At 66.3% G+C, this 22,524-nt stretch carries 15 protein-coding genes; 7 read left to right on the top strand and 8 right to left on the bottom strand.

The window, feature by feature from the left end:
• Window positions 1-52: 52 nt before the first annotated feature.
• Entirely contained in the window at window positions 53-1,441 is a 1,389-nt protein-coding gene (locus tag QMX79_RS06635; protein WP_282245570.1) for an FAD-binding oxidoreductase, read from the bottom strand.
• A gap of 172 nt (window positions 1,442-1,613) precedes the next feature.
• Here QMX79_RS06635 and serA point away from each other — a divergent pair, with 172 nt between their 5' ends.
• Window positions 1,614-2,855, top strand: a complete 1,242-nt coding sequence (gene serA, locus QMX79_RS06630; RefSeq protein ID WP_282245568.1) for a phosphoglycerate dehydrogenase — start codon at window positions 1,614-1,616, stop codon at window positions 2,853-2,855.
• A gap of 161 nt (window positions 2,856-3,016) precedes the next feature.
• Here serA and QMX79_RS06625 read toward each other — a convergent pair whose 3' ends face one another.
• Window positions 3,017-3,601, bottom strand: coding sequence for an NUDIX hydrolase (locus QMX79_RS06625; protein ID WP_282245566.1), 585 nt, complete (start codon window positions 3,599-3,601; stop codon window positions 3,017-3,019).
• A 208-nt stretch (window positions 3,602-3,809) separates the two neighbouring features.
• On the opposite strand from QMX79_RS06625, the gene QMX79_RS06620 reads away from it, so the two are divergent.
• The 5 genes from QMX79_RS06620 (at window position 3,810) to mtnC (ending at window position 8,796) form a co-directional block, all read left to right on the top strand.
• On the top strand, window positions 3,810-5,285 hold the full coding sequence (locus QMX79_RS06620; protein WP_282245564.1) for an amino acid permease: 1,476 nt from the start codon (window positions 3,810-3,812) through the stop codon (window positions 5,283-5,285).
• 4 nt (window positions 5,286-5,289) lie between these two features.
• Window positions 5,290-6,714: an amino acid permease gene (locus QMX79_RS06615; protein WP_282245562.1), complete on the top strand. Its 1,425-nt coding sequence runs from the start codon at window positions 5,290-5,292 to the stop codon at window positions 6,712-6,714.
• Window positions 6,715-6,805: 91 nt separating this feature from the next.
• A complete protein-coding gene (locus QMX79_RS06610) occupies window positions 6,806-7,444 on the top strand; it encodes a methylthioribulose 1-phosphate dehydratase (protein ID WP_282245560.1) in 639 nt (212 codons plus the stop codon).
• 92 nt (window positions 7,445-7,536) lie between these two features.
• The gene (locus QMX79_RS06605; RefSeq protein WP_282245558.1) at window positions 7,537-8,094 is read left to right on the top strand and encodes an acireductone dioxygenase; all 558 of its coding nucleotides are present in this window, start codon (window positions 7,537-7,539) and stop codon (window positions 8,092-8,094) included.
• 3 nt (window positions 8,095-8,097) lie between these two features.
• On the top strand, window positions 8,098-8,796 hold the full coding sequence (gene mtnC, locus QMX79_RS06600) for an acireductone synthase (RefSeq protein WP_282245556.1): 699 nt from the start codon (window positions 8,098-8,100) through the stop codon (window positions 8,794-8,796).
• Between the two features lie 240 nt (window positions 8,797-9,036).
• Here mtnC and QMX79_RS06595 read toward each other — a convergent pair whose 3' ends face one another.
• The 6 genes from QMX79_RS06595 to QMX79_RS06570 all read right to left on the bottom strand — a co-directional run bounded on the left by QMX79_RS06595 (window position 9,037) and on the right by QMX79_RS06570 (window position 18,841).
• Window positions 9,037-11,628: a glycoside hydrolase family 2 protein gene (locus QMX79_RS06595; RefSeq protein ID WP_282245554.1), complete on the bottom strand. Its 2,592-nt coding sequence runs from the start codon at window positions 11,626-11,628 to the stop codon at window positions 9,037-9,039.
• Window positions 11,629-11,688: 60 nt separating this feature from the next.
• Entirely contained in the window at window positions 11,689-12,882 is a 1,194-nt protein-coding gene (locus tag QMX79_RS06590; protein WP_282245552.1) for an AGE family epimerase/isomerase, read from the bottom strand.
• Window positions 12,879-13,877, bottom strand: coding sequence for a carbohydrate kinase (locus tag QMX79_RS06585; protein ID WP_282245550.1), 999 nt, complete (start codon window positions 13,875-13,877; stop codon window positions 12,879-12,881). Before QMX79_RS06585 ends, QMX79_RS06590 begins: the two co-directional genes overlap by 4 nt.
• Window positions 13,878-13,884: 7 nt before the next feature.
• Window positions 13,885-15,171 (bottom strand): L-fucose:H+ symporter permease, encoded by a 1,287-nt coding sequence (fucP, locus tag QMX79_RS06580; protein WP_282245606.1) that lies wholly within the window; start codon window positions 15,169-15,171, stop codon window positions 13,885-13,887.
• 67 nt (window positions 15,172-15,238) lie between these two features.
• The gene (locus tag QMX79_RS06575; protein WP_282245548.1) at window positions 15,239-16,306 is read right to left on the bottom strand and encodes a LacI family DNA-binding transcriptional regulator; all 1,068 of its coding nucleotides are present in this window, start codon (window positions 16,304-16,306) and stop codon (window positions 15,239-15,241) included.
• Between the two features lie 72 nt (window positions 16,307-16,378).
• A complete protein-coding gene (locus QMX79_RS06570) occupies window positions 16,379-18,841 on the bottom strand; it encodes a GH92 family glycosyl hydrolase (RefSeq protein WP_282245546.1) in 2,463 nt (820 codons plus the stop codon).
• A 354-nt stretch (window positions 18,842-19,195) separates the two neighbouring features.
• Here QMX79_RS06570 and QMX79_RS06565 point away from each other — a divergent pair, with 354 nt between their 5' ends.
• Window positions 19,196-22,276 (top strand): TonB-dependent receptor, encoded by a 3,081-nt coding sequence (locus tag QMX79_RS06565; RefSeq protein WP_282245544.1) that lies wholly within the window; start codon window positions 19,196-19,198, stop codon window positions 22,274-22,276.
• Window positions 22,277-22,524: the final 248 nt, after the last annotated feature.

Here is a 22,524-nt window from a genome sequence, read left to right as displayed (position 1 = left end):
TTCAAGACAGGAAAGCGCAGAGCGTATCGGCTGCGTGAAATTCTGTCGCCTGCTACAGGTCAAATACCTTGCCCGGATTCAGCAACCCTTGGGGATCAAACGCACGTTTGACCGCCTTCATCAGCGCGATTTCCGCCTCGCCCCGGGTGCTGTCCAGGTAGCCCTTCTTGACCAGGCCGATGCCATGTTCGGCCGAAATGCTGCCATCGAAGTCCTTCAGCACCTGCGCCAGCAGCTTGGTCACGTGCTCGCACTGCTGCAGGAACTGCGCATCGTCGGTGGCATCGGGCTTGAGCACGTTGATGTGCAGGTTGCCGTCGCCGATATGGCCGAACCAGACCACATCGAAGTGCGGGTAGGCCTCGCCGATCAGCGTCTGGGTGCGCGCCATGAACGCCGGCATGGCCGAAATGCGCACCGACACATCGTTCTTGTAGGGCTTGTAGCGCGCTACCGCCTCGGTGATGCCCTCGCGCAGGCGCCACAGCTGCGCGGCCTGCGCATCGCTCTGGCTGACCACGCCATCGCTCACCCAGCCCTGCTCCATGCAGGCCTCGAACGCGGCCATCGCCGCAGCCTCCTGCACCTCATCGCCGGCGGCGAACTCGGTCACCACGTAGAACGGATGCACCTCGTCGAACGGGGCCTGCGCGCCATGCGCCAGCACGTGTTCCAGCGCCCGGTCGGTGAAGAATTCGAAGGCCTGCAGCTGCATGCGCTCGCGGAAGGCGGCAAACACCTGCATCAGCACCTCGAACGACGGCAGCGCCAGCAGCATCACGTTGCTGGCCGGCGGCGGATCGGTGAGTTTGAGCGTGGCTTCCACGATCACCCCCAGGGTGCCCTCGGAAGCGATCAGCAACTGGCGGAAATCGTAGCCGCTGGAGTTCTTGATCAGCCCCTTGTTCAGCTCGAGCAGTTCGCCGTTGGCGGTGACCACCTTCAGGCCGGCAATCCACTCGCGGGTGTTGCCGTAGCGGATCACGCGGATCCCGCCGGCATTGGTGGCGATGTTGCCGCCAATCGAGCAGGAGCCGCGTGCGGCGAAGTCGACCGGATAGATCAGGCCGTGTTCGAGCGCCGCATTGTGTACCGCCTCCAGCGCCATGCCGGCCTGCACGGTCAGCGTGCGGTCCACCGCATCGAAGGCCAGCGGCTTGTTCATCCGCTCCAGGCTGAGCACCAGCTCGCCATTGGCCGCGACCGCGCCGCCGCTCAGGCCGGTACGGCCACCGGAAGGCACCACCGCTACGCCCTGGGCACTGGCCCAGCGCAGGATGGCCTGCACCTGTTCCACGCTGCCCGGCAGCGCGATGGCCAGGGGGGCCGGCGTCCAGCGCCGGGTCCAATCGCGTCCGTAATGCTCCAGCTCGGCCGGCTCGGTGGTGAGCCGCAGCCCGGGGCAGTCCTGCAACAGCAATTCAAGGCGCGGATCGGTCATGGCAACGGAAGCAGGACAAGGAACCCCAAAGGGTAACGCACCTCGTGAATGGCGTCGCCGCCCTTGACTTCGCTTGCAATTGAAACCGTCCGCAACCCCATGGCGCACCGCACCATCCCCGCCCCGATCTGGCATAGTGGGCAGCTCCCGCCCAACATGCTGCCGCTTGCCCATGTCGCCGAAGAAGACCTCATTCCCGAAGCAGGATATCCGCGTGCTGTTGCTGGAGGGGGTGAGCCAGACGGCCATCGACGTGTTCAGTGCCGCCGGCTATTCGCAGATCGAACTGCACAGCAAGGCCCTGCCCGAAGACGAACTCAAGGCGCGCATCGCCGAAGCGCACATCGTGGGCATCCGCTCGCGCACCCAGCTCAGCGCCGAGGTGCTGGCCCACGCCAAGCGCCTGATGGCGGTGGGCTGCTTCTGCATCGGCACCAACCAGGTGGACCTGGAAGCGGCCGAGCTGGCCGGCATTCCGGTGTTCAACGCGCCCTACTCCAACACCCGCAGCGTGGCCGAACTGGTCATTGCCGAAGCGATCATGCTCACCCGTGGCATTCCGCAGAAGAATGCCGAATGCCATCGCGGCGGCTGGTCCAAGTCGGCCGCCGGCAGCCATGAAGTGCGCGGCAAGACCCTGGGCATCATCGGCTACGGTCATATCGGCACCCAGGTCGGCGTGATGGCCGAAGCCATGGGCATGCAGGTGATCTTCCACGACATCGAAACCAAGCTGTCGCTGGGCAATGCCCGCGCCGCCATCGACCTGGACGACCTGCTCGCCCGCGCCGATATCGTCACCGTGCACGTGCCTGAAACCCCGGCCACCCAGTGGCTGATCGGCGCGCCGCAGCTGGCGCGCATGCGCCCGGGCGCACACCTGATCAATGCCGCACGCGGTACCGTGGTCGACATCGATGCGCTGGATGCGGCGCTGCGTTCGGGCCATATCGGTGGCGCGGCGCTGGACGTGTTCCCGGTGGAGCCCAAGGGCAATGGCGATGCGTTCGTGTCGCCGCTGACCGCGCACGACAACGTGATCCTCACCCCGCACGTGGGCGGCAGCACCCTGGAAGCGCAGGACAACATCGGCGTGGAAGTGGCCGCCAAGCTGGTGCGTTACAGCGACAACGGCAGCACGCTGTCGGCGGTCAATTTCCCGGAAGTCACCCTGCCCGAGCATGCCGACAGCCTGCGCCTGCTGCACATCCACCAGAACGTGCCGGGCGTGCTGTCCAAGGTCAACGAGATCTTCTCGCGCCACAACGTCAACATCGACGGCCAGTTCCTGCGCACCGACCCGAAGGTGGGCTACGTGGTGATCGACATCACCGCCAGCGAAGCGCAGGCCGCAGCCGTGCGCGAAGAACTGGCCGCGATTCCGGGCACGCTGCGGACGCGCGTTCTGTATTGATCGCTCCGCGGTAGGGTCGCATCCCAATCGACTGCCGATAACGGTGATCGGCGCGACGAAGGCATGACCTCCAAACGAAACGCGTTGTTTCCGCCAATGTTCATGCCACAACCGAACGTTGCACCACGGTGGGCGGTCGATCGGGATGCGACCCTACCGGGTCAACGTGCGAGCCAGCGCTTGGCCATTCGCGGCAACGAATCGTCGCCGTCCGGCGTCTCGATCGCGGCATTGGCCACGTCGGTGACGTCACGCCATGCCAGCGCCAGCGACTCCTCGCTGATCGCGAAGGCTTCGCTGCCCACCGCCCGCACCACGTAGCGCGCGTCGTAGTGCCAGTGGCCGGGCACGTCATGCCGTTCCGGAATCCAGTGCTTGTCGATATCGAACAGCACCGCCCCGTCCTCCAGCACCAGCCCGGCCAGGCCGGATTCCTCCTCGGCCTCGGTCAGCGCCACCCTGGCCAGGTCGCGCACGCCATCGGCATGCCCGCCCAGCTGCAGCCAGCGGTTCAACTTCCGGTGATGGGTCAGCAGCACCCGCGCCCCATCGGCACTGACCAGCCAGGCGCTGCCGGTGAAATGGCCGGCCAGCCGGTCGCGCAGGAAGGGGTTTTCCGGGTCGTCCAGCAATGTGCTGAATTCGTCAGCCAAGGCGGCGTGTTCGGGGTGCCGGCGGGCGTAATCGGCCAGTTGGCCGCGCAGGGCGGCGTCAAGTGCTACAACGGATTCAGGGTTTGACGACATGGCAACCGGGCAATCAGGCGGATTTGGCAGATTATCGCCCGGCATGCTGCATTTGCGCTTGTGCGCAGGCTTCAGCTTTGGCTAAGGTACAGCGGGCCGTTCCTTTGGGGCGGCCGGTCACCAATCAAGTGCGCGGCAACGTATCGCCCACTTACCTTTTTATTTCGCGGGGCCTGCCCCGCACCAACGTCCACCTGGGAAGCACTGCATGCTGAAGTCTCTGTTGAGGGTCAAACCGGTCGAGCCGGCCGGGCACGTCGATGCCGGCGAACCGATTGAAGGCAGCCTGGACGGCGAAGCCTCGCTGAAAAGGACCCTCACGGCGAAACATCTCATCATGCTGGGTATCGGCGCCGTGATCGGCGCGGGTATCTTCGTGCTGACCGGCCAGGCGGCCGCCAACCACGCCGGCCCGGCGGTGATGCTGTCGTTCGTGATCGCCGGCTTCGCCTGCGCCCTGGCGGGCCTGTGCTACGCCGAGTTCGCGGCGATGATGCCGGTCTCGGGCAGCGCCTACTCCTACTCCTACGCCACCCTGGGCGAAGGCATGGCCTGGTTCATCGGCTGGTGCCTGGTGCTGGAATATCTGTTCGCTTCGGCCTCGGTCGCGGTGGGCTGGTCGGCGTATCTCATCAGCTTCATCACCACCACGCTGAACATGCCGTTCCCGGACGCGCTCAGCGCGGCGCCGATCAGCTGGACCGGGCAGGAGTTCATCTCCTCCGGCAAGCTGTTCAACCTGCCGGCGGTGCTGATCGTGGCGGCGGTGTCGGGCCTGCTGTACGTGGGCGTGACCCAGTCGGCGTTCGTCAACGCGATCATCGTGGCCATCAAGGTGACCGTGATCTGCCTGTTCATCGGCTTTGGCGCGCAGCACATCGATGTCGCCAACTGGACCCCCTTCATCCCGGAAAACACCGGCGTGTCGGGCGAGTTCGGCTGGAGCGGCGTGTTCCGTGCGGCCACCATCGTGTTCTTCGCCTACATCGGCTTCGATGCGGTTTCCACCGCGGCCGGTGAAACCAAGGACCCGCAGCGCAACATGCCGATCGGCCTGCTCGGCTCGCTGGCGGTGTGCACCATCGTGTACATCATCGTGTGCGCGGTACTGACCGGCATGATGCCGTACAACCTGCTGGGCACCGACAAGCCGGTGGCCACCGCGCTGGAACCCTACGCCAGCCTGTCCTGGCTGAAGACCGCCGTGGAGATCGGCGCCATCGCCGGCCTGTCCTCGGTGGTGCTGGTGATGATGATGGGCCAGACCCGCATCGCCTACACGATCTCGCGCGATGGCTTGATTCCCAAGCTGTTCGGCAAGGTCCACCCGCGCTTCCGCACCCCGTACTGGGCCACGATCGTGGTGGGCGTGCTGGCTGCTACGCTGGCCGGCCTGATGCCGCTGAACGTGCTGGGTGAGCTGGTCTCGATGGGTACCCTGCTGGCCTTTGCCACGGTCTGCATCGGCGTGCTGGTGCTGCGCTACACGCGCCCGGAACTGACCCGTCCGTTCCGGGTGCCGCTGGTGTGGGTGATCTGCCCGGTGGGCGCGCTGTCGTGCCTGTTCCTGTTCTGGCAGGCGTTCGTGGTGCATTGGCACCTGTTCGTGGGCTGGACGGTGCTGGGCCTGCTGATCTATTTCGGCTACGGCATCCGCCACAGCAAGCTCAACAAGGTGTCGTGATCCCATGCTGAAGCAACTGTGGGCCACCAAGCACCCGCACGCCGCCCATGAAGACGCCAACGGGCTGAGCCTGAAGCGCACCCTGGGCCCCTGGGGCCTGACCGCGCTGGGCATCGGCGCGGTGATCGGCGGCGGCATTTTCGTCATCACCGGGCAGGCGGCGGCCAACCATGCGGGGCCGGCGATCATGCTGAGCTTCGTGCTGGCGGCGATCTGCTGTGCGTTCTGCGCGTTGGCGTATGCGGAATTCGCATCGATGGTGCCGGTTTCGGGCAGCGCCTATACCTATACCTATGCGACCTTCGGCGAGCTGGCGGCGTGGTTCATTGGCTGGATGCTGGTGCTGGAATACGGGGTGTCGGCGTCGGCGGTGGCGGTCAGCTGGACCGGCTACTTCCTGAGCCTGCTCAGTCATTTCGACATCTACCTGCCATCGGCGCTGGTCAGCGCGCCGCTGGATGGGCAGCTGCGCCCCACCGGGGCGATCGCGAACCTGCCGGCGGCGATCCTGGTGCTGCTGCTGACGTGGCTGTGCTATGTGGGCATCAGCAAGTCGTCGGCGATGAACATGGCGATGGTGGTGCTGAAGACGGGCCTGATCATCCTGGTGATCGTGGTCGGCTGGAAGTACGTGGACCCGGCCAACTGGACGCCGTTCATCCCGGCCAACGAGGGCCCGGGCAAGTTCGGGTTCGAGGGGGTGCTGCGCGGTGCGGCGATGGTGTTCTTCGCCTACATCGGGTTCGAGGCGGTGTCGGTGGCGGCGCAGGAATCGCATCGGCCGCAGCGGGACATGCCGATCGGCATGCTGCTGTCGCTGGTGATCTGCACGATCCTGTACATCGCGATGGCGGCGGTGATGACGGGGCTGGTGCCCTACACGCTGCTGGGCACGGACGAGCCGGTGGTGACGGCGGTGGCGGCGCACCCGACGCTGGGCTGGCTGCGGGTGGTGGTGGAGATCGGTGCGTTGATCGGGCTGTCGTCGGTGGTGCTGGTGATGGTGATCGCGCAGCCGCGCATCTTCATGATCATGGCCAACGACGGTCTGCTGCCGAAGGTGTTCACGACGATCCACCCGAAGTACCGTACGCCACACATCAATACGGTGATCACGGGTATCGGCATTGCGCTGCTGGCGGCGCTGTTCCCGCTGGACGTGCTGGGCGAGCTGACGTCGATGGGCACGCTGATCGCGTTCGCGGCGGTCTGCGCGGGCGTGCTGATCCTGCGCCGCACGCAGCCGGACCTGCCGCGCCCGTTCCGCATTCCGGCCGCCTGGCTGATCTGCAGCCTGGGCGTGCTGAGCTGCCTGGCGCTGCTGTCGGCGATGACGATGCACAACTGGATGCTGATGGGGATCTGGACGGTGATCGGGTTCGCCATCTACTTCGGTTACAGCTACAAGCACAGCCGCCTGCGCGGCTGACGCCCCCCTTGGTAGGTGACGACCGTTGGTCGTCACCTCTACCCGGCCCGGGCACCTGCTTTTAACGCCAGACGCCGTTAAAATGCCCGCCATGAACAACACCCCCTATGACACGGCCCGGCTCAGCGAACTGGCCCAGGTGCTGATCGACAACATCCGCGAACTGGCCCAGGCCGGGTGGACGCCGGCGACCAGCAGCAATTTCTCGCACCGGCTGGATGACCGGCATGCGGCGATCACGGTGTCCGGCAAGGACAAGGGCCGCCTGATCAAGGACGACATCATGGTGGTGGACTTCGACGGCAAGGCCGTGGGCCGGCCACTGCGTCCGTCGGCCGAGACGCTGCTGCATACGCAGCTGTATCGCCGGTTCCCGGAGATCGGCTGCGTGCTGCATACCCATTCGCCGGTGCAGACCATTGCGTCGCGGCTGTATGCGGCCAATGGGCATATCCGGTTGGAGGGGTATGAGCTGCTGAAGGCCTTCCATGGCAACAGCACCCATGAGACGGCGGTGGACGTGCCGGTGTTTGCCAATACCCAGGACATGGACGAGCTTGCCGCCAAGGTCGAGGCCAAGCTGGATGAAGGCTGCATGTGGGGCTACCTGATCGACGGGCATGGCCTGTACGCGTGGGGCCGGGACATGGCCGAGGCGCGCCGGCACTTGGAGGCGTTCGAGTTCCTGCTGCATTGCGAGCTGGAGCTGCGCAAGCTGCGCGGGCCCTGAGCTACATGCCGCAGCGTCATCAGGTCGCGCCCCCCATTCAGGGCCGGCCGCTGATACTCTTTCAGGTCCCCCTCGCCGTTCAAGCTGCCGCCATGAGCCGACTGCGCATTTACGACCACGATGTTCCCGATGCCCCGCTGCTGGATACCCAGGACGGCGCGCTGATTGCCGCCGAGCTGGAGAAGATCGGGGTGACCTTCGAACGCTGGCAGGCGGCCCATGAGGTGGCGCCGGGCGCGAGCCAGGACGAGGTGTTCGCCGCCTACCGCAGCGACATCGACCGGCTGGTGGCCCAGCACGGCTTCAAGAGCGTGGACGTGGCTTCGATCGCGCCGGACAACCCCAACCGCGCCGAGCTGCGGAAGAAGTTCCTGGACGAGCACTTCCACAAGGAAGATGAGGTCCGCTTCTTCGTGGCCGGGTCGGGGCTGTTCACGCTGCACGTGGACGACAAGGTCTATGAGATCGAGTGCGTGAAGAACGATCTGATCGCGGTGCCGGATGGCACCACGCACTGGTTCGACATGGGCGATGAGCCCAGCTTCGTGGCGATCCGCTTCTTCACCGAGCCGGATGGCTGGGTCGGGCACTTCACCGGTACCGACATCGCACAGAAATTCCCCCGCTACATTCCGACCAAGGCGTCCTGATCCATGCCCCACCCCACCGTCATCCTCACCGACATCGAGGGCACCACCAGCAGCATTTCGTTTGTGAAGAACGTGCTGTTTCCGTATGCGCGCAAGGCATTGCCGGCGTTCGTCGCCGCGCATGGCCAGCAGCCGGAGGTGCGTCGCTGGCTGGATGTGGTGGCGGTGGAGATCGGCGGCGCCTGCCAGGACAGCCTGATCGTGGAAACGCTGCAGGGCTGGATCGACCAGGACCGCAAGCACACGGCGCTGAAGGCGCTGCAGGGCATGATCTGGGAAGACGGCTACCGTAACGGCGAGTACAAGGCGCACTTCTATCCGGAAGTGGCGGCGGTGCTGAGTGGCTGGCATGCCGAGGGCAAGCCGTTGTACGTGTACTCGTCCGGCTCGGTGCCGGCGCAGAAGCAGTTTTTCGGCTTCAGCGAGGCGGGCGACCTGACCGGGCTGGTGTCGGGCTGGTTCGACACCGAGATCGGTGGCAAGCGCGAGGCGGAAAGCTACCGCAACATCGTCAAGGCCATCGGCGTGCCGGCCGGGCAGATCGTGTTCCTGTCGGACGTGGTGGAAGAACTGGATGCGGCCCGTGAAGCGGGCCTGCAGACCCGCCTGCTGGACCGCCTGGACGACTACCCGCTGCCGCGCACCGGCGAAGCCACGCACGGCCACGACCGCGTGGAAAATTTCCAGCAGATCACGCTGTAAGCCAGGCCGCGCGATCAGTATCGGAAGATCGCAGGAACGATTTCGGTAGGGTCGGTTCCCAAACGACTGCCGATAGCGGTCGTGAGTTCTTTAACGCATGACCTCCGGCGAAAACGTCTCTCCGTTTGAGGTCATGCGTCCCAGCGCCGATCATCGTTACGTGCAGTCGTTTGGGAACCGACCCTACCGATCCCCAGCCCCAAATCCATCACGCCGCCCATCCCGCACGATGCCGGATGGTCACTGACCCGCCATCGCGTCGGCTACTGAGCGGATCCGCAGTGCCTTGCGCAGCGTTTCGAGTTCGGCATCGGCCTTCACCTTGATCCGCACCGGTTCGCCGGGCAGCAGGTCGATGGCGTTGTCGTCCAGGGTGGCGTCCATCCCGTCGAATTCGATCCATACCCCGCGTGCCAGCTGCGCCGCGCGCAGCTCCAGCACGATGTCATCGCCGTCCTGCGTCCAGCGGCTGTCGATCTGCACCTTCGGCAGCTGCATGTCCTTGGCCGCCGCGAAGTAGACCACCTGGCGCGACAGCACACGCTTGCCCTCCAGCAGCTCCACCACCGCGACGGTACGCGCGGGATCGGCCTTGCCCAGCAGCTGCGCGTCGGTGAAACGCCCGACGTCCAGCGCCGACAGTGCCGGCACCGTCACCGCATCCTGTTGCTGCGAAACCTGGCGCCCATCCACATCCATCACCCGCAAACGCCACTGCGCCTTCAGCGGCTGCTGCAGGTCATTGAGCAGGCTGACCCGGGTGATGCCTTCGTCATGCAACGCCGCCACCGCATGGTCCGCAAAGAACCGCTTCGCATGGAAATGCAGCGCCTTCCACCGCCCGGCGTAATCGATGCTGGACCAGGACGCGCCCGGCCACACATCATTGAGCTGCCAGTACAGCGAGCCCATCGTGTAAGGCCGTGAGGCGCGGTGGTGCAGCGCGGCCAGCGCGATGCCCTCGGCCTGCATCACCTGGCTCAGGTAGACGAAGTCGGGGAAATCGCGCGGCGTGCCGAACTCGCGCTCCACGTACTGCAGCAGGCGCTGGTTGCCCTCGCCCGCCATGAACTTCTGGTGCGCGCGCACGGTATCGCTGTCCACGCGCAGCTCGTCTGCCGGAATGATGCCCTCCAGCGTGCGCAGCACCGGCCACGCCTGCAGGCCGTATTCGGACATGAAACGCGGCGTCTCACGCAGGTAGGCCTGCACCGGCAGCGCCGGGTTGCCCCACACCTGCCAGTAATGCTTGTCGCCGCGGGTGGAGTCGTTGGCCACCGTGTCCAGGTCGTTGCTCGGCGAGCTGGACCAGTACGGCACGCCCAGCCCTTCCTCGGCCACCACCTTGCGCAGGTCGTTGCCGAAAAGGTCCACATAGCCCTGCCAGACGCGTTCGGCAAACGCCGGATCGGCCGCCTTCAGGTCGCGGCCGTGGCCCCAGTCCTTCCACGCGGTTTCTTCTTCGTTGTTGCCACACCACAGCACCACGCTGGGGTGCTCCCGCAGCCGGCGCACGTTGTCGCGCGCTTCGGCCACCACGTTGGCGCGGAACGCCGGATCGTACCCAGGCTGCATGCCGCCACCGAACATGAAGTCCTGCCAGACCAGCAGGCCCAGCTCATCGGCGATGTCGTAGAACGCGTGGTCCTCGTAGTAGCCACCGCCCCAGTTGCGCAGCATGTTCATGTTGGCGTCGCGCGCGGCGGCCAGCTCGCGGCGGATCCGCGCCGGATCGACCCGGGCCGGGAACATGTCGAATGGAATCACGTTGGCGCCCTTGGCGAAGATCGGCACGCCGTTGATGACGAAGGCGAAGCCCTGCCCGCCCTTGGCGTCGTTCTCGCGCCGCAGCTCCACCGTGCGCAGCCCGGTGCGCATGGCGTACCCCATTTCATCCGGGGTACCCGCCGCGGCAACCACGCGCACCGTGTAGCGCGCCTGTTCGCCATGGCCTGCGGGCCACCAGCGCCGCGGGCGGTCCAGCGTGACCGGCACCGACACCACCTGCTGGCCGGCTTGCAGCGCCGCCGTCTGTTCCACCGTGGCGGCCACGCGCCCGTCGGGATCGATCACGGAGAGGCTGAGCGGCACGCTGCCGGCTGCGGCGCTGTCCACGTCCACCTCGACCTTCAGGTCCGCACGGCGCGCATCCAGCGCCAGCGTCTGCACGGCAACGTCGGTGATCCGCTGGGCGTTCCAGCTCTCCAGCTGCACCGGGCGCCAGATCCCCGCCGTCACATAACGCGGGCCCCAGTCCCAGCCGAAGTGGTACCCGGGCTTGCGCACGAAGTTGCCCACCATCGCATCGCGCGGCTCATCGCCATACGGCGAGGGGTAATTGCCGGCGATCTTGTGCGGCATCGCCTGCACGCCGGGCAGCAGCGTGGCGATCGGCGAACGGAACACGATGCGCAGCACGTTGCCGCTGGCCCGCAGCTGTCCGTCCACCCGCGCCCGCCAGGTGCGGTGGCTGTTGTCGGCGCGCAACAGCGCCCGACCGTTGAGGCTCACTTCCGCGAACGTATCCAGGCCTTCAAAGGCCAGTTCGGCATGCGCGTCGGCCAGGGTGGCAGCGTCCACGTCGAAGCGCGCCTGGTATTCCCAGTCGGCCAACCCGATCCACTGCAGCCCGGCTTCGGGCGCGCCGGCATACGGGTCCGGAATGAGTCTGTGCGCCAGCAGGTCGGTATGCACCGACCCCGGCACCGACGCGGGCCGCCACTGGCCCGCCTCGGGATGCGCCTTGAGCTGCGCATTGCCCGGCAGCAGCCGGAACGACCACTGCGCCCGCAGCTGCGCCGCGCCAGCGGGAAGCGCATGAAGCGCAAGCAACAGAACCAGACCTACGCTCCACGCCCAACGCTTCATGCATCGCCTCACTGTAAGGTCAACTCAACGCACCACGTTGAGTACTTCGTAGCACGCGCCCATGGTGTGGTAGTCGGTCTTGCCGGCCGGGCTCTTTTCGTTGCTGTACTTGCGGTTGTCCGCATCCAGGATGCGGTACCACGCGCCGTACTGGTGGTCGATCATGTGCTGCCAGGCGTACGCCCAGAGCTTGTCGTACCAGTCCCAGTAGACCGGGTCACCGGTACGCGCGGCCAGCAGCGCGGCGGTGGCCAGCGATTCGGCCTGCACCCAGAAGTACTTGTCGTCGTCGCACACCGTGCCATCCGGCGCGAAGCCGTAGTACAGGCCGCCGCGTTCCTCGTCCCAGCTGCGTGCCACGGCGGTATCGAACAGGTGGCGCGCGGTCGGTACCAGCCAGTCGGCCTGCACATGGCGGTCCAGGATCAGCAGCAGCTTGGCCCACTCGGTCTGGTGGCCGGGCTGGAAGCCCCACGGGCGGAACAGGTGCTTGGGGTTGTCGAGGTTGTAGTTCCAGTCGATCTGCCACTGCGGGTCGTAGTGCTCCCACACCAGTCCCTCGCCCTGCGCGGCCTGGCGGCGGGTCATGTGGTCGGCCAGCAGCAGCGCGCGGTCGCGGTAGCGGGCTTCGCCACTGGCCTCGAACGCAGCCAGCATCGCTTCGCACATGTGCATGTTGGCGTTCTGGCCGCGGTAATCGCTGAAGTTCCAGTCGGCGTCTGCTTCGTCCTTGTACAGGCCGAATGCCGGTTCCCAGAAGCGCGCTTCCAGCAGCGCCCAGGTTTCATCCATCCACGCACGTGCTTCGCCGATGCCGGCCTTCAGTGCGCAGCTGTAGGCCAGCAGCACGAAGGCCACGCCGTAGCAGTGGTTGGTGGCATCTTCGACCACGCCGTCGCGCAGGGTCCACGCGTAGCCGCCGGTGGCCGGGTTGCGGTGCACCTCGCGCAGGTAGCGGATGCCGTGCTCGACCGCTTTGAGGTCGTCCGGCTTGCCGAATTCACGGTAGGCCATGGCGTGGTTGAACACGAAGCGGGTGCTGCTCACCAGGTGGCGGTGGCCGGCGTCGTAGACCGTGCCATCGTCCAGGTAGTAGTGGAAGAAGCCGCCGTTGGGGTCGATCTCGTGCGGCTGGTAGAACGCCATGCTCTGCGCGATGTGCGCGCGCAGGAATTCCGGCGAACGGAAATCAGGCTGGGCGGGAATGGCGGTGGTCATGCGGCGGTTTCCTGTTGTTGCTGCAGCAGTGTCTGGACATCGGCCAGGCTGGGCATCGCGGCGAACGCGCCCTTGCGGGTCACGGCCAGCGCGCCGACCGCAGCGCCGAAACGAATGGCGTCCTGCAGCCCGGCCGCGTCGCGGCAGAAGTCGACGAACGCATCGCCATCGGCCCCGCGCTCACCGAGCGCGAACAGCAGCCCGCCCACGAACGCATCACCTGCGGCGGTGGTGTCCACGGTAGGCACCTGAAAGCCGGTGACCACGCCATTGCCATGGCGGGTGTGCCAACGCATCGGGGCGGCGCCATCGGTGACCACCACGGCCTGCGCATGGGCCGCCAGCAGGCGCTGGATGACCACGGCATTGCCGTCGGCGCCCAGCGGCGCGGCCAGGTATTCAAGTTCCTCGCGCGAGAGCTTGACCAGGTCGGCCAGCACCAGCGCGTCCCACAGCTGCGCGGTCGGGTCGACATCGGCTGGCCACAGCGCCGGGCGCAGGTTGAGGTCCAGGCTGACCATGGCGCCGGCGGCGCGGGCGCGCTGCATGCCGTCGAGCGTGGCCTGGGCGATGGCCGCCTCGGTCAGGCTGTTGGAGCACACATGGAAGCTGCGGGTGCCGTCGAAACAGGCCGGGCTGAAGTGCTCGGCGCGGAACAGCAGGTCCGCGGCCGGCGGCCGGTAGAAGCTGAAACTGCGCTCGCCGTGCGCGTCCAGCGCCACGAACGCCAGCGCGGTCTTGGCCGCGTCGGTGCGCACGATGCAGTCGGTGGCGACCCCGGCACTGGCCAGGCTTTCGGCAAGGAAGTCGCCGAACATGTCCTGGCCGAGCATGCCGGCGAAATGGGTGTCCGCCCCCAGCCGCGCGGCGGCCACGGCGACGTTGGCCGGGGCACCGCCGGCGTACTGCAGGAACGCGCGCGGCGTGTCCGGCGTGGCCGGCGGCTGCGCAAGTAGATCGATCAAAATTTCGCCGAAACAAACAATCTTGGTCATGACGCGCTCAGCCCCCCTGGCTGAAACCGGCGCTCGGGCGCGAACCCGAGAGGCCGTAGAAAATGATGTAGCCGTAGCAGACCAGCGGCAGGATGAAGGACGGCTGCAGCCCGATATGGTCGGCCAGCACGCCCTGCAGGTACGGCACCACGGCGCCGCCGACGATGGCCATGATCAGCAGGCTCGACGCCTTGTTGGTCAGCGGGCCGAGGCGCTCGATGCTGAGCGCGAAGATGGTCGGGAACATGATCGAGTTGAACAGGCCCACCGCCACCACCGAATACAGCGACACTTGGCCGGAACCGAGCATGGTCAGGCCCAGCAGCACCACGTTGGCGATTGCGAACATCGTCAGCAGCAGGCGCGGCGAGAACCGGGTCATGATCGCCGAACCGGCAAAGCGGCCGATCATCGCCAGCGTCCAGTACGCCGAGACGTAATGCGTTGCCTGCTGCTCGGTGAAGCCACCGATGTTGGGCATCGACAGGTAGTTGACCAGGAAGCTGCCGATCGACACCTCGGCACCCACGTAGAAGAAGATCGCCAGCACGCCGAACAGCACATGCTTGTGGCGCAGCGCGTCGAGCAGCGTATGCCGGCCGCTGTCGGCCTGTTCGGTGGTTTCGGTCAGCGCCGGCAGGCGGAACAGGTACACAAACACCGCCAGCAGCGCCAGCGCGATCGCCAGGCCCACGTACGGACCCTGCACGGACTGCGCTTCCTGCACGCGGTAGGCGACCTGTTCGGCAGCGGGCAACGCCGCCAGCTGGTCAGCACTCTTGACCGTGTTGCCGAGGATCAGCAGGCCACCGAAGATCGGCGCGATCGCCGTGCCCAGCGAGTTCAACGCCTGCGCCAGGGTCAGACGGCTCGAAGCGGTCTGCTCCGGGCCCAGCAGCGCCACGTACGGGTTGGCGGCGACCTGCAGCACGGTGATGCCGGTGGCCAGCACGAACAGCGCGCCAAGGAAGGCTTCATACACGCGCAGTTCGGCGGCCGGCCAGAAGCCCAGCGCGCCTACGGCGGCGATGGCCAGGCCGGCCACGATGCCCTTCTTGTAGCCCAGGTGCGCCACCAGCCGGCCGGCCGGCAGCGACATCAGGAAGTAGGTGCCGAAGAAGGTGAACTGCACCAGCATCGCCTTGGCGTAGTTCAGTTCGAACACCGCCTTCAGGTGCGGAATCAGGATGTCGTTGAGGCAGGTCAGGAAGCCCCACATGAAGAAGATCGTGGTGGCCACCGCCAACGCCATGCGCGTGTTGACCACGGGTGCGGTGGATGACGATGTGGGCAGGCGATGCGTTGGAGAAATGGGCATGCGTAACGCGCCTCAGTGTGCGGGCAGGTGAAAGGGAACGGAATCAGCTGACGGCGGGGCCGCTGCTGTCACGGATACGGAGCTGCACCGGTGCCACGGTATGGCGCGGTGCGGCGGTGGGATCGTCCAGCCGCTGCAGCAGCAGTTCGGCCGCCTGGCGGCCGCGCTCGCGCGGATTGACGGTAAGGGTGGTCAGCGGCGGCAACGCTACCGCTGCTTCGGAGATGTCATCGAACCCGGTCACCGCGAAATCGCGGCCCGGCTGCACGCCGCGCGAGGCCAGGCCCAGCATCAGGCCCAGGGCCACGGTGTCGTTGTAGCAGACCGCCGCGGTGGGCACGTCGCCGGCGAACAGCTCGCCCGAACGCGCCGCGGCTTCCAACCGGTTGGGCGCCGATTCGATCAGCCAGTCCTGCTGCACCGACAACCCCGCTTCGGCCAGCGCCTGCGCATAGCCGGTACGGCGCTGGTGGCAGGAGCTGGATTCGGCATGGCCGCCGAAGAAGGCGATGCGGCGATGGCCCTGCTCGATCAGGTGGCGGGTGGCCAGGTAAGCGCCCTGCTGGTTGTCCAGGGTGAGGAAATCCCAGTCGCCGCCCTTGAGCTCGCGGTTGAACAGCAGCACGTTGGCATAGCCCACGGCCTGGCGCACTTCGGTGGCATCGCTGCCCTCGGCCGGCGACAGGATCAGGCCCGCCGGGGTGTGTTCCATCAGCGTGGTCAACACCGCCTGCTGCCGCACCGGCGATTCACCGGTGCTGCCCAGCAGGGTCACGTAGCCCTTCGCGCCCAGGGCCTCGTCGACGCCGGACGCGAATTCGGCGAAGAACGGGTTGGACAGGTCGTTGATGACCAGTGCCACGCTGGTCGAGGTCCGCCGGCGCAGGTTGGCCGCGCCGCGGTTGTACACATAGCGCTGCCGGCGCAGTTCGGCCTCCACCCGCGCGCGGGTGTCGACATTGACCAGCGGGCTGCCCCGCAGCACCAGCGACACCGTGGCGCGCGACACGCCGATGGCATCGGCGATGTCGGTCACGGTGACCGCACGTGCGGCACCGGCACGGGGCGTGCTGGCGCGGGTCCCCTTGGCAGCGGAAGTGTCCTTTTTCATCGTGGCGTCGGCGTCCTCATGGTCCTGCAAGCCTAAACGATCACATCGGTCAACGGATCGCGGCCGGCGGGCTCATTCCAGCGCGGCCCCCGGGGTGGCGCAGTACGACACCGGCAGGGCGTCGACCTGGGTACCCCAGCCGGTTTCCGGTGCGGTGTCGCCCAGGGTGTAGGCGATGGTGCCGCCCTGCTGCAGGCGGTTCCAGTCCAGCCAGACCGGGGCATGCGTCTGGCCATCGACCTGCACGCCCTGCACGTACTGCAGCTTGCGGCCGTCGGCACCGGGTGCCTGCAGGCGCAGCGTGCGGCCCTGGCCGAGGTCGACTTCGACCTTGGCAAAGCGCGGGGTGTGCAGCAGGAACTCGCCGCTGCCCGGCACCGCCGGGTACAGGCCCAGCGCGCTGAACAGGTACCAGGCCGACATGGTGCCCAGGTCATCGTTGCCGGTGACGCCATTGGGCGCATTGGTGAACAGCTGCTGCGCGGCGCGCACCACCGTGGCGGTCTTCCACGGCTGGCCGATCAGCGTGTACATCCACGGGGTGTGCAGGTCCGGCTCGTTGTTGGGGTTGTAGCGGTACTGGTTGTAGTAGCTGTACGGGCCCACCACCCATTCCTTGCGGGCAGCCTGCAGCGGCGACTGCAGCAGCGCGTCATAGGCGAAGAACGCATCCAGGCGCTTGCCGGCGTTCTCGCGACCATGCATCGCCTGGACCAGGCCCGGGATGTCCTGCTGGGCCAGCCACTGGTACTGCCACGCGGTGCCTTCATGGAAGCCATGGTGCGAGCGCGGGCTGTAGTGCCCGTCGGCCGGCAGGTACCACTTGCCATCGTCCATGCGCGGGCGCGGGAACCCGCTCATGCCGGTGTCCTCGTCACGCACGCTCGGGTCCCACACCTTCTGCCAGTTGCGGCCGCGCTGGCGCAGCACCCCGGCATCGTCGGCATGGCCCAGGCCATCGGCCATCTGCGCCAGCGCGCAGTCGGCCAGGGCGTATTCCAGGGTGGCCGAGCCGCCGTGGTGCGGATCGACATCCATGCCCTTGGAGGGGAAGGCGCGGTCGTAGGCGACGTAGCCGTTCTCCACGTAGCCCGGGTTGCCCGAGCGGCCGGCATGCCGCGAGTTCATCGGCGGCAGTTCGAACGCATTGCGGCGCAGTGCGGTGTAGGCCTCGCCTTCGCGCCCCGCCAGCGCGCCGAAGCGCCACAGGTCGACCATGAAGGGGGTGACCGGGTCGCCAGTCATGATGTTGGTTTCGAAGTTCGCGTAGCCCCAGCGCGGCAACCAACCGCCCTGCTCGTTGATGGCCAGCAGGCTGCGGCCGATATCCCGGGTCACCTGCGGGCGGGTCAGCGCCAGCCACTGGTTCTGCGCACGGTAGGTATCCCACAGCGAGAAATACTCGTAGTAGGTCCAGCCCTCGGCGCGGTGGATGTTGTCGTCGTAGCCACGGTAGCGGCCGTCGGCATCGCTGCCGGTCAACGGCTGCAGCAGCGCGTGGTACAGCGCGGTGTAGAGCACGGTGCGGTCGTCGGCATGCTTGCTGTCCACGCGCACGGTGGACAGTTCCTTGCGCCACTGCTGCTGCGACAGGCTGCGCATGCGCTCGAAGCCGAGCAGGCGGCCGTCCTGCATGCCATCGCTGCGCAGGTTGGCGCGCGCACCTTCGGCATCCACGTGCGAAATGGCGCTGACCGCGGTCACTGCACGGCCCTTGGACACATCGAAGCTCAGCCAGGCACCGCTGGGCTTGAGCTCGCCTTCCATGCCGTGGCGGGCGCCGGGCAGGCCACCGCCCTCGCCCCAGGTGCCGTATGCCTTGAACGGACGGTCGAATTCGATGCGGAACCAGGTGGTGTACTGGTGGCCACCGCAGAAGCTCTTGGTGACCAGCTTGCCTTCCACCACGCGGTCGCCGACCACGTCGACCACGCTGCCGATCACCGAATGGCGCTCGTTGGCCTGGCCCACGTTGACCAGCACGTGGCCGGTACCGGCGTCGGCCGGGAAGGTGTAGCGCTCGGCGGCGGCGCGGGTGCGCGCGGTGGCTTCGGCATCAATGCCGCCGTAGCTGGTCAGGCGCACCTTGTAGTAGCCGGCCTGGCCGACTTCGCCTTCGTGGGTGTAACCGGAGGCATAGGCCTTGTGGTCGAAGCTCTTGGCGTTGTCGGTATCGAAATCCCCGCCCGGGCCGATGGTGCCGGTCACCGGCAGTACGGAGACCTGGCCGCCCTGCTCCCAGCAGCCGGCGCCGGACAGGAAGGAATGGCCGAAGCCGCGGATCTTCGGATCGTCGTAGCGCCAGCCGGCATAGTGTTCGCCGATCGGGCTGACCTGGATCAGGCCGAACGGGGCCGAGGCGCCCGGGAACGTATTGCCGTCATCCTTGCTGCCGATGAAGGTGTTGACCTCCCGCTCGAGCGCGGCCGGGGCGGCCTGCAGCATCGGGGTGAAGGCCAGCACGGCCAAGCAGGCCAGGCCCGCCAGCGGGCGGCGCAGGGGCGGAAGGGCAAGGCGGGACGGCAATCGGCGCATGCAGTGGGTCCTATGGTTTGGATCGCTCCAAAGTCACGACGGCGTGAATTTAGATCGATTTAAGTAAACCATGGACAAATTGCGGGATGCATTCTGCGGCGCAACATAAGCACCCGCCCGCCAGGGGCCATAGGCACATCTGCCCCCTCCCCGTCCATATTGCGCAGCAGCATGCTTCCCGCGCCCGGCCGTGTTAAAAATTCGCCGCCAACGGTTTAGATCGATCCAACTCCAAACCGTCACACAACCGGCCACGGCGGGCGTGGGACACACAGAACCCACGCCGATTCGGCCTCCGAATTTAGATCGATACAACGTGTCAGCCATACGTTTCAATCCAAGGGAGAGAGTGGAATGAACCAGATGTCCCGCAAACACGGCCGCGACGCGTTGTCGGCCGCCATCACCTTCGCATTGGCCGCCGCCGCCTTCGTGCCGGCCGCCGCGTTCGCCCAGCAGGCGGCCACCCCGTCCGAGGCCCCCTCGGCGACCACGCTCGACAGCGTGCAGGTCACCGGCTACCGCTACGCGATCGAAAAGAGCCTGCAGCAGAAGCGCGACGCCAACGCCGTGGTCGAAGTGATCACCGCCGAAGACGTGGGCAAGTTCCCCGACAAGAACGTCGCCGATTCGCTGCAGCGCGTGCCGGGCGTGGTGATCACCCGCGACGGCGGCGAAGGCAAGAGCGTCAGCGTGCGTGGCCTGGACCCGGACCTGACCCTGACCCAGTTGAACGGCAACTACATCGCCACCTCGGAAACCAATGACGAGGCGAGCCGTTCGTTCAATTACACCCTGCTGCCGTCGAACATGCTGTCCAGCGCCGAGCTGTTCAAGTCGCCGGAAGCGCGCATCGACGAAGGCGGCATCGGCGGCACGGTCATCCTGCACACCCGCCGCCCGCTGGAGATGGAAGCCAATTCCGGCTACGTGACCCTGGAAGGCACTTCCTCGGACACCAGCCACGACGTGGATCCGCAGGCATCGGCGCTGTACTCGTGGCACAGCGAGGACGAGCGCTTCGGCGTGCTGGTCGGCGTGACCCAGCAGAAGCGCACCAGCCGCACCATGGAAGCCACCACCGAGAACTACCAGTGGTACGGCACCGACACCACCGCCCGTGATGTCAACGGCAACCCGATGAACCAGGGCGGCGTGAACTACTGGTGGGGCAACTCCGGTTTCAACGACCAGAACGGCCGCAACTACACCGATTTCTTCATGCCCACCTCGGTGAACTTCGCGGTGAAGGAAGAAGAACGCGAGCGCAAGGGTGGCCAGTTCACCTTCCAGTTCAAGCCGACCGACAACGTCACGCTGACCGCGAACTACTTCCGCTTCGAGCTGGAGGGTGATTACACCCAGAACATGCTGAAGATTCCGGAATGGAACATGGCGCGCTACAACCAGGACGGCAACTGGGCCGGTGGCCGCCTGTTGAATGGGCTGACCATGGACCCGAGCGGCAGCATCGTCACCGGCGCGCAGTTCGAGAAGATTCCCGGCAAGGCGTATTACTGCAGCGAAGACGAGGCCGCAGCGGCCGGCCTGCCGCCGGGTGGCTGGGGTCCGGACGACTGCACCATTCCCACCCCGCAGCTGACCGGTGGCTACAGCCGCGAAAAGGCGCTGTCGCAGACGGCGGACCTGAGCATCGACTGGGACATCAGCCCGCTGTGGAAGGCGTCCTTCAGCGGCGGCCGCACGTGGTCTGAAGGCGGCCCGTCGATGAACTTCCGCATGTCGGCCAAGCCGCGCCGCCGCGTGGATGGCGTGTGGGAGACCGGCAACCAGTATTCGGCATGGGACCTGACCGGCACCCCGTCGGCCACGTTCTCGCCCGACCTGCAGCAGCAGCTGATGAACGGCATTGCGGAAGTGGACACCGGCTCGACCGATTCGTCGTGGATGCAGACCGAGGTCAAGCAGAACCACTTCCAGGCCGACTTCACCAAGCTGTTTGAAACCGGCTGGCTGGATTCGTTCCAGTTCGGCGCCAAGTACAGCGATGGCAAGGTCCACCGCAATACGGGCAATACGTACTGGGTCTGCCAGGGCACCGATCCGGCCGACTACGACAACAACCGCTACCAGGCGGGCTGTGACAACACGGCGGGCATCGCGCAGCCGGGCTTCTTCCTGTCCAATCCGATCACCGGCATCCGTGGCGGCTTCGACGCCAACGTGTTCCCGGGCATCGATTACCCGGCGTACATCAATTACCTCAACGATCGCTACGGCGGTTCGCACAACCGCACCGAAGACGATTTCGTCTACAACGTGAACGAGAAGGTCTACGCCGGTTACTTCCAGGCCAACTTCCGTACCGAGCGCCTGCGCGGTAACGTGGGCGTGCGCGTGGTCCGTACCGAGCAGTTCGCGCAGTCCAGCGATTCGATCGAGCGCTTCAACGATTACTTCCTGGACAACGCCTCGGGCGCGCCGATGTCGTGCAACGACCCGGCGGCAGCGGCGTTCCCGAACTACGGTTGCGAGAGTGGCTTCGTCCGCCTGCCCGACAGCCTGGCACGCCAGAAGTCGTTCGAGCTGATCGGCACGGACAAGACCTATACCGACTTCCTGCCGAGCTTCAACATCGCCTGGGACATCACCGACAACCTGGTGCTGCGTGGTGCGGCGTCGAAGGTCATTGCCCGCCCGAGCTACACCAGCATCGCGGCACCGGGCGCGCTGAGCTACTACAGCGCCGAGTACGTGAATGACCGCCGCGTGGCCGGTGGTGCGCCGCAGGAAGGCTGGCAGGGCCACGGCAGCAACAAGGACCTGGAGCCGTTCGAGGCGACGCAGTTCGATGTGGGCCTGGAGTGGTACTTCCAGCCGGGCGCGGTGGCGGGCATCGGCCTGTTCCGCAAGAACGTGGACAACTTCACGGTGCCGGTGGTGCGTGACGTGCAGATGGTGGTCGGCGGTGAGTCGGTCACGGTGCAGGATTACGAGACGCAGGCCAACGGTCGCGATGGCGTGTCGCAGGGTGTGGAGCTGTACGGTCAGTACACGTTCGACATGGGCTTCGGTGTGCAGGCGAACTACACCTACAACGACACCAACCTGGCCTCGATCGTGCTCGACGGTGAAAGCATCGGTTCGTCGCCGCTGGTCGGCAGCGCCAAGAACCAGGCCAACGTGACGGTGTTCTACGAGAACGAGAAGTTCCTGGCACGCGCGTCGTACAACCGCCGCGGCGAAGTGGTCGGCGGCCTGAACGGCGGCATGACCGAGTACACCGAGCCGTATGCACAGCTCGATCTGAACGTGGCCTACAACTTCACCGATGCGCTGACCTTCACCGCCTCAGTGTTGAATGCCACCAAGGAAGAGCAGCGCGTCCACCTGGGCAACGATACCGATGCCCGCCTGATCTCCAGCCTGTACTCGGGCCGCCAGCTGTACTTCGGCGCTACCTACAAGTTCTAAGCGTCAACCCTACCCCGCCTACGGGCGGGGGAAACGCTCCTCCACGACAACCGCGCTTTCATAGGCGGTTGTCGTTTTTTTTGGGGTTGGTAGGTACCGACCGTTGGTCGGTACGCAACGCAGAAGCTTTGGCCTGCGACCACGCGTGCAGGGCCGGCGGGTGTGGGGGTACGGGGGGCGCCGTGAACCCTTCCATGGGGGCTCTTACCAAACATCCATGTTTGGTAAAGCCCCCGTACCCCCACACC

This window comes from Stenotrophomonas sp. PS02300, from assembly GCF_029959395.1.
GTDB lineage: Bacteria > Pseudomonadota > Gammaproteobacteria > Xanthomonadales > Xanthomonadaceae > Stenotrophomonas > Stenotrophomonas maltophilia_AD.
The sequence above is the reverse complement of the archived record's forward strand: the minus strand, read 5'-3'. Positions and strand labels throughout refer to the sequence as shown.

Excerpts from the sequence above, each read along its gene's own strand:
- QMX79_RS06610 (WP_282245560.1), top strand. The coding sequence starts at position 6,806 with ATGAACAACACCCCCTATGACACGGCCCGGCTCAGCGAACTGGCCCAG.
- QMX79_RS06565 (WP_282245544.1), top strand. The coding sequence starts at position 19,196 with ATGAACCAGATGTCCCGCAAACACGGCCGCGACGCGTTGTCGGCCGCC.
- serA (WP_282245568.1), top strand. The coding sequence starts at position 1,614 with ATGTCGCCGAAGAAGACCTCATTCCCGAAGCAGGATATCCGCGTGCTG.
- QMX79_RS06575 (WP_282245548.1), bottom strand. The coding sequence starts at position 16,306 with ATGAAAAAGGACACTTCCGCTGCCAAGGGGACCCGCGCCAGCACGCCC.
- QMX79_RS06620 (WP_282245564.1), top strand. The coding sequence starts at position 3,810 with ATGCTGAAGTCTCTGTTGAGGGTCAAACCGGTCGAGCCGGCCGGGCAC.
- QMX79_RS06590 (WP_282245552.1), bottom strand. The coding sequence starts at position 12,882 with ATGACCACCGCCATTCCCGCCCAGCCTGATTTCCGTTCGCCGGAATTC.
- QMX79_RS06585 (WP_282245550.1), bottom strand. The coding sequence starts at position 13,877 with ATGACCAAGATTGTTTGTTTCGGCGAAATTTTGATCGATCTACTTGCG.
- QMX79_RS06615 (WP_282245562.1), top strand. The coding sequence starts at position 5,290 with ATGCTGAAGCAACTGTGGGCCACCAAGCACCCGCACGCCGCCCATGAA.
- QMX79_RS06570 (WP_282245546.1), bottom strand. The coding sequence starts at position 18,841 with ATGCGCCGATTGCCGTCCCGCCTTGCCCTTCCGCCCCTGCGCCGCCCG.
- QMX79_RS06625 (WP_282245566.1), bottom strand. The coding sequence starts at position 3,601 with ATGTCGTCAAACCCTGAATCCGTTGTAGCACTTGACGCCGCCCTGCGC.
- mtnC (WP_282245556.1), top strand. The coding sequence starts at position 8,098 with ATGCCCCACCCCACCGTCATCCTCACCGACATCGAGGGCACCACCAGC.
- QMX79_RS06635 (WP_282245570.1), bottom strand. The coding sequence starts at position 1,441 with ATGACCGATCCGCGCCTTGAATTGCTGTTGCAGGACTGCCCCGGGCTG.
- QMX79_RS06605 (WP_282245558.1), top strand. The coding sequence starts at position 7,537 with ATGAGCCGACTGCGCATTTACGACCACGATGTTCCCGATGCCCCGCTG.